Source organism: Mesorhizobium sp. M6A.T.Cr.TU.014.01.1.1 (assembly GCF_004022765.1).
GTDB classification, from domain to species: Bacteria; Pseudomonadota; Alphaproteobacteria; order Rhizobiales; family Rhizobiaceae; genus Mesorhizobium; species Mesorhizobium mediterraneum.
In genome coordinates this window covers 32,853-46,985 of sequence record NZ_RZPG01000008.1, presented here as the reverse complement: position 1 = coordinate 46,985, position 14,133 = coordinate 32,853, and the positions used below count along the sequence as shown (strand labels likewise).

Below are 14,133 nucleotides of genomic sequence, written 5' to 3'. Positions count from 1 at the left end.
CTTCAACAGGTGTTGATCCAGCATGCGCGTACTGGTCGTCGAAGATGACAAGGATCTCAACCGGCAGATATCAGACGCGTTGGTCGATGCCGGTTATGTCGTCGACCGGGCCTTCGACGGTGAGGAAGGGCATTTCCTTGGCGATACCGAGCCCTATGACGCCGTGGTGCTCGACATCGGCTTGCCGCAGATGGACGGCATCAGTGTGGTTGAGCGCTGGCGGCGCGGTGGCCGCAAGATGCCGGTCCTGATTCTGACGGCGCGCGATCGCTGGAGCGACAAGGTATCCGGCATCGACGCCGGCGCCGACGATTACGTCACCAAGCCGTTCCACATCGAAGAGGTGCTAGCCAGGGTTCGCGCGCTCATCCGGCGTGCGGCCGGCCATGCGTCGTCCGAGTTGACCTGCGGGCCGTTGCGGCTCGACACCAAGGCCTCCAAGGCCGATGTCGACGGCGTGCCGCTGAAGCTGACGTCGCATGAATTCCGCCTGCTTGCCTATTTGATGCACCATATGGGCGAGGTCGTGTCCCGCACCGAGCTGGTCGAGCATCTTTACGATCAGGATTTCGACCGCGATTCCAACACAATCGAGGTCTTTGTCGGGCGGCTTCGCAAGAAGATGGGCATCGACATGATAGAAACCGTTCGCGGCATGGGCTATCGAATGCGTGAGCCGGAGGCGTAAGGCGGAACCGCTCAAACAGACTGCAAGAACGCCGCTTTCGCTGCGGTTCTGGCCGCGTTCGCTGGCGTTCCGGGTGATCGCCTTTTCCACGGTCTGGGCGATACTCACCCTGGTCGTCATCTTCACGCTGATCACGACGCTCTATCGCCAGGCGAGCGAGCGCGGTTTCGACAGCTTGCTGTCGGCGCATCTGTTCAACCTGATCGGCTCGGTCGGCGTGTCCGAAGGCGGTTCGTTGACCGGCGCTCCCGACCTTGGCGATCTCCGGTTCTCGGAGCCGAATTCCGGCTGGTACTGGTCGGTGGAGCCTGCGTCGGAAGGCGTGCGCGGCGATCTGCACTCCTCCTCGATGACCAAGACGATCCCGTCGCCAAGCGTCGCCGAGGTTCCCTTCAATGCCAGCTTCCAGCGCAGCTATGCCACCGAAGGCATCAATGGCGAGGAGCTGGAAGTGTTCGAGAGCGAATTCGTTCTCGACGCGAAAAATCGCGCGGCGCGCTTCCGTGTCATGGGCAACCAGACCGAGCTCGAGCAGGAGATAGACGCCTTCCAGCGTCGCCTTCTGACCTATCTTTCCCTGTTCGGCGTCGGCATGATCGCCATCAACGCCATCGCCATCCTGCTGGGCCTGCAGCCATTGCGCCGGGTCAGGAACGCTCTCGCCATGGTGCGCGAGGGAACCGCGCAAAGGCTAGACGGCCGCTTCCCGGCCGAGATCGAGCCGCTTGCCAACGAGACCAACGCGCTGATCGAAAACAACAAGCGTATCGTCGAGCGCTCGCGCACGCAGGTCGGCAACCTCGCCCATTCGCTGAAGACGCCGCTGGCGGTGCTGATCAACGAGGGGCGGGCGCTTGGCGGCGCCAAGGGCAAGCTCATAGCCGAGCAGGCCGCCTCGATGCAGAAGCAGGTTGACCACTATCTGCAGCGCGCCCGCGTCGCGGCGCAACGCGACAGCGTCGTCTACCGTACGCCGGTGGCGCCGCTGGTCCAGCGCATGGTGCGCGTGCTGCAAAAACTCAACCCGCAGACCGCTCTCTCGCTTTCGCTGCCGGCAGTCGATATCGTTTTTGCCGGCGAACGCGAGGATCTGGAAGAATTGCTTGGCAATTTGCTCGACAACGCCATGAAATGGGCAAAGAGCGCGGTCGCCGTGTCGGTGGCACCAATCTCCGACAAGACGAGTGGCGCCGGCAAGGAGGGTGCCGTCAATCTGTTCGAGATCAGCATTGAGGATGACGGCCCGGGCATTCCCGAAGACAAGGCGCGCGAGGCGCTGAGGCGCGGACGGCGGCTCGACGAGTCCAAGCCGGGGACCGGGCTTGGACTTGCCATTGTCGCCGACCTCGTCAATGAGTATGGAGGCGTTCTGGCTCTGGAACGGTCCGGCATGGGCGGGTTGAAGGCAGTGGTTCGATTTCGGAGCCTTCAATGATGCTTGATCGCCGGTGCGTGATATGGCGGCATGTCGATTGGTCCCGGAGCGTCGGCCGCGGCCAAATTTCGGACAAACATCAACACTAATGGCCACACCGACTTCCCCGATGGCGCGGCTCCCAGCTCTAACTCAAGAAAACCGGTTGTTGGCATGAAGATTCGCGTCGCGCTCGTTTCCGCACTGCTGGCCGTTTCCGGCTGCACGACGCTGGGCAACAGCCCGGCCCCCACGGTGGCGCCGCAGCCTGCCGCCACGCCGCCAACTGACGGCAAGATCGCGACGATGATCATTTCCGCCATGGGCGGCGGCCTCGTCAGCGGATCGATCGGTGCCGGCTTGAAGGATTCCGAGAAGCGCAAGGCGCTGGAGGCGGAATACAAGGCGCTCGAGTACACAGCGAGTGGCCAGAAGGTGACGTGGAAGAGCGATCGGTCGGCGCATTATGGCGAGGTTGTCGCCGCCCAGCCCTATCGTGTCGGCTCGCAGGACTGCCGGCAATACACCCATACGGTCTTTACCGGCGCCGCCGGCGCCACCGCGCGCGGAACCGCTTGCCGCAACGCCGATGGCAGCTGGACGCCGCTGACGTAACGACTGGGCGGATAGGTCCGGTTGACATCAATCAAGCACATGCGACGCACCTGCCGTCAAAGCGTCGCAGGATGCCTGTGTTGGCAGGGCAGGGCTCTGCCGTTATTGGAAGAAGCATGCTGTTCTGGGTCATAGCTGCCATTCTCACGCTGGGTGCAAGCCTGGCGGTTCTGCTGCCGCTGGCCGGCGGCCCGAAGGATGGTTCGGCGAGCAGCGATCATGACCTTGAAGTTTATCGCGACCAGCTGTCGGAGCTTGACCGAGACGTGGCGCGCGGCCTGATCCAGCCGGCGGAGGCCGAAGAGGCGCGTGCCGAAATCGCTCGCCGCATCCTTCGCCTGGACAATGCCGGGGCCGGGGCCGATCCCGCCGACAAGGCAGCGGCGCGGCAGCCGTCGATGGCGACCAGGCTGGTTGCGACGGCCGCGGTCCTGGTGGTTCCGCTGGTCAGTTGGGGCTTGTACAGCCAGTTGGGCTCGCCCGATCTGCCGTCGCAGCCGCTCAGCGAGCGGCTGACCAAGAATCCCGCCGACAGTTCGGTGGACGAGCTGGTGGCACGCGCCGAGGCTCACCTTGCCGCCAATCCGTCCGATGGCAGGGGTTGGGACGTTCTGGCGCCCATCTATCTGCGCATGCAGCGCTTCGCCGATGCGGTGACGGCCTATCGCAACGCCATTCGCCTCGACGGTGACAGCGCCGCCCGCCAGGCAGGCCTCGGCGAGGCGATCGCCAACGCAGCGGGCGGCATTGTTTCGTCCGACGCTCAGGCCGCTTTCGAGGCGGCGCTGAAGCTCGATCCGGCAAATCCGAAGGCGAGCTTTTATCTGGCGATGGGCATGGCGCAGGAAGGCCGCATTGAGGAGGCGACAGCTGGCTGGCAGAAAATGCTAGCGGCCTTGCCGCAGGACTCAGCCTGGCGCGGCGCCGTCGAGCAGGCACTGGCCGAATCCGCCAAGCGGAGCGTCGCTTCGGGAGAGCCTGCAAAAGGCCCGGGCGCCGGGGATGTCGATGCCGCCTCGTCGATGTCGCCGCAGGACAGGGAAGCGATGATCAACACCATGGTTGCGGGACTTGATGAAAAACTTCGTCAAAACCCGCGCGATGCGGAAGGATGGATGCAGCTTATTCGTTCCTATGTCGTGCTGGGCAAGGCCGATCAGGCACGCGACGCGCTCAATCGCGGTATCGCCGTTTTTGGCTCCGATAGTGAGGAAGCGAAGAAATTCACCGCCTTTGCCGTCTCGCTTGGTCTGACGGCGACGGAGTAAAACATGACGCGCAAGCAGAAAAGACTGTCGGTGATCGCCGGAGGGTTGGCCTTTCTCGGTGCCGCCACCGGTCTGACCTTCTACGCGCTCGGCCAGAAGGCCTCCTACTTCTACATGCCCGCCGATCTGACCACCGCCAGCCTGCAGCCCGGGCAGCGTATCAGGCTCGGCGGCCTCGTCGAAAAAGGCACGATCGAGCGCGGCCAGGGGGCCACTGTCGCCTTTTCGGTGACCGACAATCAGAAGCAGGTGAAAGTCACCTACACCGGCATTCTTCCCGACCTTTTCCGCGAGGAGCAGGGCGTCATCACTGAAGGCACGTTTCGCCCGGACGGCGTCTTCGTCGCCGACAGCGTGTTGGCCAAGCACGACGAGAACTACATGCCCAAGGAGGTGGCCGACGGTCTCAAGGCCAAGGGCGTGTGGCAGGAGAGCAAGAGTGAGTAACAGCCTTGGTTGAAACCGGACATTTCGCGCTGGTCCTGGCGTTTGCGCTGGCCTTGGTGCAGACGCTGGTACCGCTGTTCGGCGCGCGCATGAACAACCAGAAGATGATGGCCGTCGGCGGTCCGGTCGCGGTGACCGGCTTCGCCTTGACCGCTCTGTCCTTCGCGGCGCTGGCGATAGCCTATGCAACGTCCGATTTTTCGGTGGCCAATGTCTGGGACAACTCGCATTCGCAGCAGCCGCTGATCTACAAGATCACCGGCACCTGGGGCAATCACGAAGGCTCGATGCTGCTCTGGGTGCTGATCCTGACCTTCTTCGGCGCGCTCGTCGCTGCTTTCGGCAGCAATCTTCCTGCGACGCTTCGAGCCAATGTGCTGGCCGTGCAAGGGGCCATCGGCGCCACCTTCTTCCTGTTCATCCTGGCGACGTCCAACCCGTTCGCCAGGCTCAATCCGGCGCCGATCGAGGGCCGCGATCTCAATCCGATCCTGCAGGATCTCGGTCTCGCCATCCATCCGCCGCTGCTCTATCTCGGCTATGTCGGCTTCTCGATCTGCTTTTCCTTCTCGGTCGCCGCCCTCATCGAAGGCCGCATCGACGCGTCCTGGGCGCGCTGGGTGCGGCCATGGACGCTGGTCGCCTGGATGTTCCTGACAGGCGGCATCGCCATGGGCTCCTACTGGGCCTATTACGAACTTGGCTGGGGTGGCTTCTGGTTCTGGGATCCGGTCGAGAACGCCTCCTTTATGCCATGGCTGGCGGGCACGGCGCTGCTCCACTCGGCGATCGTCATGGAGAAGCGCTCGGCCCTGAAGATCTGGACGCTGCTGCTGGCGATCCTGACCTTCTCGCTGTCGCTGCTCGGCACCTTCCTGGTGCGCTCCGGGGTGCTCACTTCGGTCCACGCCTTCGCCACCGATCCGACGCGCGGCGTGTTCATCCTCTGCATCCTGACACTGTTCATCGGCGGATCGCTGGCGCTGTTCGCCTTTCGCGCGTCGAGGCTGACGGCCGGCGGCCTGTTCCATCCAATCTCGCGCGAAGGGGCGCTGGTCCTCAACAATCTGTTCCTGACCACGGCCACCGCCACCGTGCTGATCGGCACGCTTTATCCGCTGGCGGTCGAGGCCGTTTCAGCCGACAAGATTTCGGTCGGCGCGCCGTTCTTCAACCTGACATTCGGCCCGCTGATGGTGCCGCTTCTGGTCGTGGTCCCGTTCGGGCCGCTGCTGGCCTGGAAGCGCGGCGACATCTTCGCCGTCGCCCAGCGCCTGATGGTCGCCTTCGCCGCAGCGCTTCTGGCCGTGCTGGTGACGGCCTTGTTCATCGACGGCGCGTCGGTGTTCGCAGCACTTGGCGTCGGCCTGGCCTTTTGGCTGATCTGCGGCGCGCTCACCGATATTGCCGTCAAGTCCGGCTTTGGCACTGTCGCGCCCGGCACCATGTTCAGGCGCTTCGCCGGCCTGCCGCGTTCGGTCTTCGGCACCGCGCTCGCCCATCTCGGCCTCGGGCTGACGACGCTGGGCATCGTCGGCACGCTTTGCTTCGGCACCGAGAAGATATTGTCGATGCATGCGGGCGAGACCGTGCAACTGTCCGGCCACACGCTGCGTTTCGAAGGGCTCTATCCGGCCCAGGGGCCTAATTACAGCGAGGATCGTGGCCGCTTTGCCCTGCTCGACGCCGATGGAAGCACAACCGCCATAATCACCTCATCCAAGCGCTCCTATCCGGTCCGACAGATGACGACGACCGAGTCCGGTATCAAGACGATTGGGTTCAGCCAGCTCTACCTCTCGCTTGGCGACGAAGGGACCGACGGCTCCGTCGTGGTGCGGCTTTGGTGGAAGCCGCTGGTGACGCTGATCTGGGGGGGCAGCCTGGTCATGATGGCAGGTGCTGCGATGTCGCTCATGGACCGGCGCCTGCGCGTCGGGGCACCGTCGCGCCGCCGCAAGTCGACCGGAGCCGTGCCTTCCGCGAGCCTGCCATGACCGCAAGATTTTCGCTGGCTTCGCTGATCCTGCTGCTGACGCTGTTGTTTGCCGGCGCCGCACTCGCGGTGAAGCCCGACGAGGTTCTGGCCGACCCGGCGCTCGAGGCGAGGGCGCGGACGCTTTCGGAAGAGCTGCGCTGCATGGTTTGCCAGAACCAGTCGATCGACGAATCCGATGCCGACCTTGCCCGCGACCTGCGCGTGCTGGTGCGCCAGCGCCTCGTTGCCGGCGACACCGACCAGCAGGTGATAGACTATATCGTTTCCCGCTACGGCGAGTTCGTGCTCTTGAAGCCGCGCTTCAGCCTGCGCAATGCGTTGCTCTGGGGCACGCCTGTCCTTCTGCTCCTTGCCGGCGGGATTTTCCTCGTGCTGACCGCCCGTTCGCGCCGTTCGACGGCAACCAATGCGTTGACCGCCGAGGAACAGGCGGAGCTGGACACTATTTTGCACCGGGACTGAAGGCGGCGGCCACCCGCAAACATTACGAAAGTTTCATGCACCGGAAATGGCGCCGTAATGTGCGCCCCTCTATTTCTCTTGCCCGAGGATGCCGACCGAAGCGCATCCCTTGAAGAGGATACGAGACCCATGAATATTGCCCCCAGTTCATATCCCCGCACCCGCAAACGCCTGATGGCTGCCGCAGCTTCAGTGGCCATTGCCGGCGCGATCGGCTTCGGCGCGGTTGCCACCGTGACAGCCCCGGTCCTGGCCGAGGCCGTGCGTGTCGAGGCGCCGCAGGTCCCGAGCTTCGCCGATGTGGTCGAGCGCGTTTCGCCGGCGGTCGTCAGTGTACGCGTCAAAGCCAAGATAGAATCGACCGCCGCCGACGGCTCCGACCTGCCCGACGGCTTCGGCAATCTTCCCGACGATCCGCAATTGCGCCGCTTCTTCAGGGAGTTCCGTGGCTTTGGCGATCAGGGGGGCCAGGATGGAATGCGGCGCTTCGGACGCCGTGATCAGAACCGCCAGCCGCGGCCGGTCGCCCAGGGGTCCGGTTTCTTCATCTCCGAGGATGGCTACCTCGTCACCAACAACCATGTCGTCGGGGACGGCTCGTCCTTCACGGTGGTGATGCATGACGGCAAGGAACTCGACGCCAAGCTGGTCGGCACAGACCCGCGCACCGATCTCGCGGTGCTCAAGGTCGAAGGCGACGGCAAGTTCACCTATGTCGACTTCGCCGATGATTCCAAGGTTCGCGTCGGCGACTGGGTCGTGGCCGTCGGCAATCCGTTCGGCCTCGGCGGCACGGTCACCGCCGGCATCGTCTCGGCCCGTGGCCGCGATATCGGCGCCGGCCCCTATGACGACTTCATCCAGATCGACGCCTCGGTGAACCGCGGCAATTCGGGCGGCCCGACTTTCAACCTCAACGGCCAGGTCGTCGGCATCAACACCGCGATCTTCTCGCCGTCCGGCGGCAGCGTCGGTATCGCCTTCGACATTCCTGCCTCGACGGCAAAGGCTGTCGTGCAGGATCTGATGAAGGACGGCACCGTCCAGCGCGGCTGGCTCGGCGTCGAGATCCAGCCGGTCACCTCCGAAATCGCCGAATCGCTGGGGCTGAACTCCGACAAGGGCGCGCTCGTCTCCAGCGCCCAGGACGATGGTCCCGGCAAGAAGGCCGGTATCACAGCTGGCGACGTCATCACTCAGGTGGACGGCAAGGACGTCTCTTCGCCGAAGGAGCTCGCCCGCCTGATCGGCGCCTACCAGCCCGGCAAGCCGGTCGACGTCACGGTGTGGCGTGACGGCAAGAGTGCGACCGTCAAGGTCGATCTCGGCACGCTGCCTTCAAGCGACAAGGAGGCTTCGGCCGACCAGCAGCCTTCCGCTCCGCCAAAGGCCGACACGCTGGCCGATCTCGGCCTCACCGTCACCAGATCCGACGATGGCAAAGGGCTTGTGGTGACCGATGTCGACCCCGACAGCGATGCCGCCGATCGCGGCATCCAGCCGGGCGACGTCATCACCTCGGTCAATTCGACGGAGGTCAATGGCACCGACGATGTCGCCAAGGCGATGGCCGACGCGGTGAAGTCGGGCCGCAAGGCGGTGCTGATGCAGATCACCCGCGACGATAGCAACCGCTTCGTCGCGCTGCCTGTCGCCAAGGGCTGACGTTCCAGACTTTTCCGGTGCGGCGGTTTTCAACACCCCCCGAGCCGCCGCACCGGAAAGCACGGGGCCTGAATACGTTAGTCAGTCAGTCATCGTGTTCCCCAGCGGCAGCGGACTCCCATCGCCCGCTGCCGCTCGAACAGAGCATGACGGCATGCTCAAACACGAAGCATGTCGCCCAAAAGTGTGAAGCGGTTTTGGGATGACGACATGCTCAAACAACGAAGCATGTCGCCCAAAAGCCCGCCTCGGTCTTGATCCGAGGGTGCCGGTGGCTTTGGGACAACGACATTCCAAAACAAAGACTTACGGCGTATCCTTGAATCACTTTGTTCGCGATACGCTCTGGTGAGGCCACGATGCATATGCCGGCCACTCAATCTTCCAGCGAAATCGCGTATAACGGTCCCATGAAGATTCTCGTCATAGAAGACGATCGCGAAGCGGCCGATTACCTCCAGAAAGCCTTCACTGAGGCCGGACACACCGCCCATGTCGCCGGCGATGGCGAAACCGGCTTAGCGCTCGCTGATTCCGGCGACTATGACGTGATGGTCGTCGACCGCATGTTGCCGCGCCGCGACGGCCTGTCGGTCATCGCCGGTCTGAGATCAAGAGGCAACACGACGCCGGTGCTGATCCTGTCGGCACTCGGCGAAGTCGACGACCGGGTCACCGGCTTGCGCGCCGGCGGCGACGACTATCTGACCAAGCCCTATGCCTTTTCCGAGCTTCTGGCCCGGGTCGAGGTGCTGAACCGCCGCGCCAGCGCCAGGGAAGCCGAAACCGTCTACCGGGTTGGCGATCTTGAGCTCGACAGGCTCTCGCATTCGGTGCGGCGCGCGGCGCGCGAGATCACGCTGCAGCCGCGCGAGTTCCGGCTTCTGGAGTATCTGATGCGCCATGCCGGCCAGGTGGTGACGCGCACCATGCTGCTGGAGAATGTCTGGGACTACCATTTCGATCCGCAGACCAACGTCATCGACGTTCACGTCTCGCGGCTGCGCGGCAAGATCGAGAAGGGCTTCGACAAGCCGATCCTGCACACGGTTCGTGGCGCCGGCTATATGCTCAAGAGCGGGTAGCATGGCTCTTTCCATGCCGGCCATCATGAGGACGACGGCAGCGCGGCTTTCGGCGCTCTATCTCCTGCTGTTCGCCATCTGCGCGGTGCTGCTCGTCTTCTACATGACCTCGCTGTCGGCGCGCATGCTGACCGGCCAGACCCAGGACACGATCAACGACGAGGTGCTCGGCCTCGCCCGGGCCTATCAGCGCGGCGGCTTGCCGCTGCTGGTCCGCGTGGTCGAGCAGCGCTCCCGCCAGCCCGGCGCCAATCTCTATTTGATCGCCGACACCAACGGCCAGATCCTGACCGGAAACGTGCAGAGCCTGGAGCCCGGCGTTCTCGAGGCCGAAGGCTGGACGACAGAGCCGTTTTCCTACCGGCGCTTCGGCGAGGCCGAGCTCGAGCGGCAACGCAATCCGGTCGCCGACCCGAACGACACCCAGTCCGGCCAGAACGAAGTGCAAGTGGAGGGCGAGAAGGGGCATAACGCCATTGCGCTGGTGTTGCGCCTGCCGAACCAGATGATCATGCTGGTTGGTCGCGACCTCGGCGAGCCGGAGCGGTTCCGCGCCGTCATCCGCCGCGCGCTGATGCTGGCGCTGGGCATGATGGGGCTTGGCGGGCTTCTGATCTGGTTCTTTGTCGGACGCGCGGCGCTGAAGCGTATCGACTCGGTGTCGGAGGCGAGCCGCCGCATCATGGGCGGCGATCTTTCCGGCCGGCTGCCGGTCACCGGCGCAGGCGACGAGTTCGACCGCCTCTCCGAAAACCTCAATTCCATGCTGGCCAGGATCGCCACGCTCAACGAAGGGCTGAAGCAGGTCTCCGACAACATCGCCCACGATCTGAAGACACCGCTGACTAGGCTGCGCAACCGCGCCGAGGCGACGCTTTCCGGTAAGTACAAGGCCGCCGACTACCGGCAGGCGCTGGAAGGGACCATCGCCGAGTCCGACCAGCTGATAAAAACCTTCAACGCCATCCTGATGATCTCCAGGCTGGAGGCGGGCTATTCCTCCGAAAGCACCAGCCGGGTCGATCTGGCTGCGTCCGTGCGCGATGTCGTCGAGCTCTACGAGCCGGTGGCGGAGGAGGCGGGGGTGACACTCGAGACTTCGGTGCAGGATGCCTTCGCCGTCGAAGGCAATCGCGAGCTGATCGGCCAGGCGCTGTCGAACATCGTCGACAACGCGATCAAATATTCTACCGACTCGACAGCCAAGCCGTCCGTCCGCGTGGCGCTCGATCGCGTCGGCAGGGAAATCAGGCTTTCCGTCACAGACAACGGCCACGGCATCCCCGACGATGCCGATCGCGCCAGGGCGACCGAGCGTTTCGTGCGGTTGGAGAAAAGTCGCTCGCAGCCGGGTTCCGGCCTGGGCCTCAGCCTCGCCAAGGCAATCATGACATTCCACAACGGACGGCTTGATCTTCTGCCGGCCGATCCCGGATTGTCCGTCGTCATGAGTTTTCCCGAACGGGAGGATCGCTGATGGCGGTGAGGGCGGCTGCGGAACAGACCAACTGGCTCTTGAAGCCGGCGGCAAAGCTCGTTCCCCTGGATCAGAACCGCGTCAGGCGGGAATTGTCGGAAATCGCTTCCACTGCGCAGGAAGAGGAGCTTACTCGGCTGGCGAAATTTCTCGCCGGCAAGGGCGCCGTCCAGGATTTCCTTGCCGCGGTGTTCGACCTGTCGCCGTTTCTGCGCGACACAGTGCGCCGCCGCCCGCAGATACTCGATGCGCTTTTCGATCAAACCGTCGAGGCCCGGCTGATTACGATCGGCACGGCGATCGACAAGGCCGCGCGGGCGGAAGCCATCTCCGAAAGCAGCCTGATGATGGAGCTGCGGCAATGGAAAGCGGAAGCGCATGTCCTGATCGCACTGGCTGATCTTGCAGGCGAGGCTGAAACCGCCGTCACGGTACGGCGGCTCAGCAGTCTTGCCGACGCCTGCACCCGCGCTGCTGTCGACTTTCTGCTTCGCGACGCGCACGGACAAGGCAAGCTCAACCTGCCGGACCCCGAGGATCCGGCGCGCCGGTCGGGCTGGATTCTGCTCGGCATGGGCAAGCTTGGCGCGCATGAGCTGAACTTCTCCTCCGACATCGACCTCGTCGTTTTCTTCGACCCGCAGGCACCTGCCGTCGTCGATCCGCTCGACGCGACGGAGCTGTTTTCGCGCCTGACGCGCCGGCTGGTCCGCATTCTCCAGGACCGCACCGAACACGGCTATGTCTTCCGCACCGACCTAAGGCTTCGTCCCGATCCCGGTTCGACGCCGTTGGCGATCCCGGTCGAGGCGGCACTGCGCTACTACGAGGCGCGCGGGCAGAACTGGGAGCGCGCTGCCATGATCAAGGCGCGACCGGTGGCCGGCGATCTCGCCGCCGGTGCCGCGTTCCTGAAGGACCTCCAGCCCTACATCTGGCGCAAATACATGGACTATGCGGCGATTGCCGACGTTCATTCGATCAAGCGCCAGATCCACGCCCACAAGGGCCATGGCGAGATCACCGTGAAGGGCCACAACGTCAAGCTCGGCCGCGGCGGCATTCGCGAGATCGAATTCTTCGTCCAGACCCAGCAGCTCATCGCCGGTGGCCGCTTCGCCGAGCTGCGCGGCCGCGAGACCGTGCCGATGCTCGGCCAACTTGCGGCACGCGGCTGGATCACGGCCGATGCACGCGACGCGCTCGCCCGGCAATACTGGTTCCTGCGCCGCGTCGAGCATGCCATCCAGATGGTCGCCGACGAGCAGACGCATATACTGCCGGAAGATGACGAAGGGCTTGAACGCATAGCCCGTATGCTCGGTTTTGCCGATACGGCGGCCTTTGCCGGGGCGTTCCGCGCTGCACTCCATCAGGTCGAACGCCACTACGCAGCGCTTTTCGAAACCGCGCCCGAGCTTTCGGCGGGCATCGGCAATCTGGTCTTTACCGGCGATGTCGACGATCCCGACACGTTGCAGACCCTGCAGAGATTGGGATTCCAGCGGGCGAGCGACATCTGCCGCGTTATCCGCGGCTGGCATTTCGGCCGCTATCGCGTCACCCGGTCGGCCGAGGCGCGCGAGCGGTTGACCGAACTGACGCCGGCGCTGCTGCAATCCTTCGGCCAGACGCGCCGGGCGGACGAGGCGTTGATACGCTTCGATGAGTTTCTTGCCGGCCTGCCCGCCGGTATCCAGCTTTTCTCGCTGCTCCAGTCCAATCCCGCTCTGCTGAAGCTGATGGCGACGATCATGGGCGCGGCTCCCCGGCTGGCCGCTATCATCACGCGCCGCCCGCACGTGTTCGATGGCCTGCTGGATCCGGCCCTTTTGACCGAGCTGCCGGACCGCGCCTATCTCTCGGCGCGTCTCGCCGCCTTCCTCGAAGGCGACAGGGCCTATGAGGACGTGCTCGACCGCTTGCGTATCTTTGCTTCCGAGCAAAAATTCCTGATCGGCGTCAGGCTGCTTGCCGGCTCGATCGATCCGGTCCGCGCCGGCCGTGCCTTTTCCGATCTGGCCGATCTTACCATCGACGCGGCGCTGCGGGCGGTCATCGCCGAGTTCGCGCTGCGGCACGGCCGCGTCGCTGGCGGCACTGTTGCGCTGCTCGGCATGGGCAAGCTCGGCAGCCGCGAACTGACGGCCGGCTCCGACGTCGACCTCATCCTGCTCTATGATCACGACACCGATGCCGAAGAATCCGACGGCGACAAGCCGCTCGCCCCGTCCCACTATTACTCCAGGATGACGCAGCGGCTGATATCGGCCGTGTCCGCGCCGACCGCCGAGGGCGTTCTCTACGAGCTCGACCTTCGCCTGCGGCCGTCCGGCAACAAGGGGCCAGTGGCGACCCATGTCGATGCCTTCAAGAAGTATCAGCGCCAGGACGCCTGGACATGGGAGCACATGGCGCTGTCCAGGGCTCGCGCGATCGGTGGTGATCCAGCGCTGTGCACCGAGGTCGAGGCCGAGGTGGCGGCGGTGCTTGCCCTGCCGCGCGACAGCGCCAAGGTGATGGCCGAAGCGTCCGAGATGCGCGCGATGATCGAGAAGGAGAAGCCGCCGCGCGATCTCTGGGACATCAAGCTGATCCAGGGTGGTCTCATCGATCTCGAATTCATCGCGCAGGTGGCGGTGATCACGGGCAAGGTCGAAGCCGGCCGCCGGGTCACCGGGACAGCGGAAGTCCTGTCGAGGCTGGCGCCGGATTTCGCTGAAGCCCAGGTCAGGCAGGAGCTTTGCGATGCCTATGCGCTCTATCTGGCGCTGACTCAGATGATACGGCTCTGCCTCACCGGCGTGTTCGAACGGGACGACGTTCCGCCGGGGCTTTCGGATCTGCTTCTGGCGGTCACCGACCTGCCGGATTTCGGTGTGCTGGAAGCGCACCTCAAGGAGACGTCGCAAAAGGTCAGGAAAGATTTCGACCTTCTGCTTCGTGCGAAACGACCATGAGGGCGTAACGTCAAAACGGCTGTTTCGGCGAGAGCATCGGGGGCGCTGTCCCT

General features: G+C 64.3%; 11 protein-coding genes. All 11 read left to right on the top strand.

Going from position 1 to position 14,133, the window contains the following annotated elements:
* The first annotated feature begins 22 nt into the window (after positions 1–22).
* The 11 genes from EN885_RS10975 (at position 23) to EN885_RS10925 (ending at position 14,080) form a co-directional block, all read left to right on the top strand.
* Positions 23–688: a response regulator transcription factor gene (locus EN885_RS10975; protein WP_023800820.1), complete on the top strand. Its 666-nt coding sequence runs from the start codon at positions 23–25 to the stop codon at positions 686–688.
* Positions 672–2,123 carry an ATP-binding protein gene (locus tag EN885_RS10970; RefSeq protein ID WP_128241956.1) on the top strand — a complete coding sequence of 484 codons (1,452 nt, stop codon included), beginning with the start codon at positions 672–674 and terminating at the stop codon, positions 2,121–2,123. Before EN885_RS10975 ends, EN885_RS10970 begins: the two co-directional genes overlap by 17 nt.
* A gap of 153 nt (positions 2,124–2,276) precedes the next feature.
* The gene (locus EN885_RS10965; RefSeq protein WP_128241955.1) at positions 2,277–2,717 is read left to right on the top strand and encodes a hypothetical protein; all 441 of its coding nucleotides are present in this window, start codon (positions 2,277–2,279) and stop codon (positions 2,715–2,717) included.
* A gap of 116 nt (positions 2,718–2,833) precedes the next feature.
* Positions 2,834–3,985 carry a c-type cytochrome biogenesis protein CcmI gene (ccmI, locus tag EN885_RS10960; protein WP_095486554.1) on the top strand — a complete coding sequence of 384 codons (1,152 nt, stop codon included), beginning with the start codon at positions 2,834–2,836 and terminating at the stop codon, positions 3,983–3,985.
* 3 nt (positions 3,986–3,988) lie between these two features.
* On the top strand, positions 3,989–4,432 hold the full coding sequence (gene ccmE, locus EN885_RS10955) for a cytochrome c maturation protein CcmE (protein WP_095486555.1): 444 nt from the start codon (positions 3,989–3,991) through the stop codon (positions 4,430–4,432).
* Between the two features lie 5 nt (positions 4,433–4,437).
* Positions 4,438–6,429 (top strand): heme lyase CcmF/NrfE family subunit, encoded by a 1,992-nt coding sequence (locus EN885_RS10950; RefSeq protein WP_128241954.1) that lies wholly within the window; start codon positions 4,438–4,440, stop codon positions 6,427–6,429.
* Positions 6,426–6,893, top strand: a complete 468-nt coding sequence (locus tag EN885_RS10945) for a cytochrome c-type biogenesis protein (protein WP_128335178.1) — start codon at positions 6,426–6,428, stop codon at positions 6,891–6,893. The genes EN885_RS10950 and EN885_RS10945 overlap by 4 nt, the downstream gene beginning before the upstream one ends.
* Before the next feature lie 129 nt (positions 6,894–7,022).
* Positions 7,023–8,558 (top strand): Do family serine endopeptidase, encoded by a 1,536-nt coding sequence (locus EN885_RS10940; protein ID WP_127289131.1) that lies wholly within the window; start codon positions 7,023–7,025, stop codon positions 8,556–8,558.
* 410 nt (positions 8,559–8,968) lie between these two features.
* Positions 8,969–9,643 carry a response regulator transcription factor gene (locus tag EN885_RS10935; RefSeq protein WP_164897821.1) on the top strand — a complete coding sequence of 225 codons (675 nt, stop codon included), beginning with the start codon at positions 8,969–8,971 and terminating at the stop codon, positions 9,641–9,643.
* A 1-nt stretch (position 9,644) separates the two neighbouring features.
* Complete coding sequence (locus tag EN885_RS10930) at positions 9,645–11,120, top strand: ATP-binding protein (RefSeq protein WP_095486560.1); 1,476 nt, start codon at positions 9,645–9,647, stop codon at positions 11,118–11,120.
* A complete protein-coding gene (locus tag EN885_RS10925; protein ID WP_128241951.1) occupies positions 11,120–14,080 on the top strand; it encodes a bifunctional [glutamine synthetase] adenylyltransferase/[glutamine synthetase]-adenylyl-L-tyrosine phosphorylase in 2,961 nt (986 codons plus the stop codon). The genes EN885_RS10930 and EN885_RS10925 overlap by 1 nt, the downstream gene beginning before the upstream one ends.
* Positions 14,081–14,133 lie beyond the last annotated feature (53 nt).

What these genes read in the sequence shown, in the direction of transcription:
- EN885_RS10930 (WP_095486560.1), top strand. Translation starts at nt 9,645, where the DNA reads ATGGCTCTTTCCATGCCGGCCATCATGAGGACGACGGCAGCGCGGCTT.
- ccmE (WP_095486555.1), top strand. Translation starts at nt 3,989, where the DNA reads ATGACGCGCAAGCAGAAAAGACTGTCGGTGATCGCCGGAGGGTTGGCC.
- EN885_RS10945 (WP_128335178.1), top strand. Translation starts at nt 6,426, where the DNA reads ATGACCGCAAGATTTTCGCTGGCTTCGCTGATCCTGCTGCTGACGCTG.
- EN885_RS10965 (WP_128241955.1), top strand. Translation starts at nt 2,277, where the DNA reads ATGAAGATTCGCGTCGCGCTCGTTTCCGCACTGCTGGCCGTTTCCGGC.
- EN885_RS10975 (WP_023800820.1), top strand. Translation starts at nt 23, where the DNA reads ATGCGCGTACTGGTCGTCGAAGATGACAAGGATCTCAACCGGCAGATA.
- ccmI (WP_095486554.1), top strand. Translation starts at nt 2,834, where the DNA reads ATGCTGTTCTGGGTCATAGCTGCCATTCTCACGCTGGGTGCAAGCCTG.
- EN885_RS10940 (WP_127289131.1), top strand. Translation starts at nt 7,023, where the DNA reads ATGAATATTGCCCCCAGTTCATATCCCCGCACCCGCAAACGCCTGATG.
- EN885_RS10935 (WP_164897821.1), top strand. Translation starts at nt 8,969, where the DNA reads ATGAAGATTCTCGTCATAGAAGACGATCGCGAAGCGGCCGATTACCTC.
- EN885_RS10925 (WP_128241951.1), top strand. Translation starts at nt 11,120, where the DNA reads ATGGCGGTGAGGGCGGCTGCGGAACAGACCAACTGGCTCTTGAAGCCG.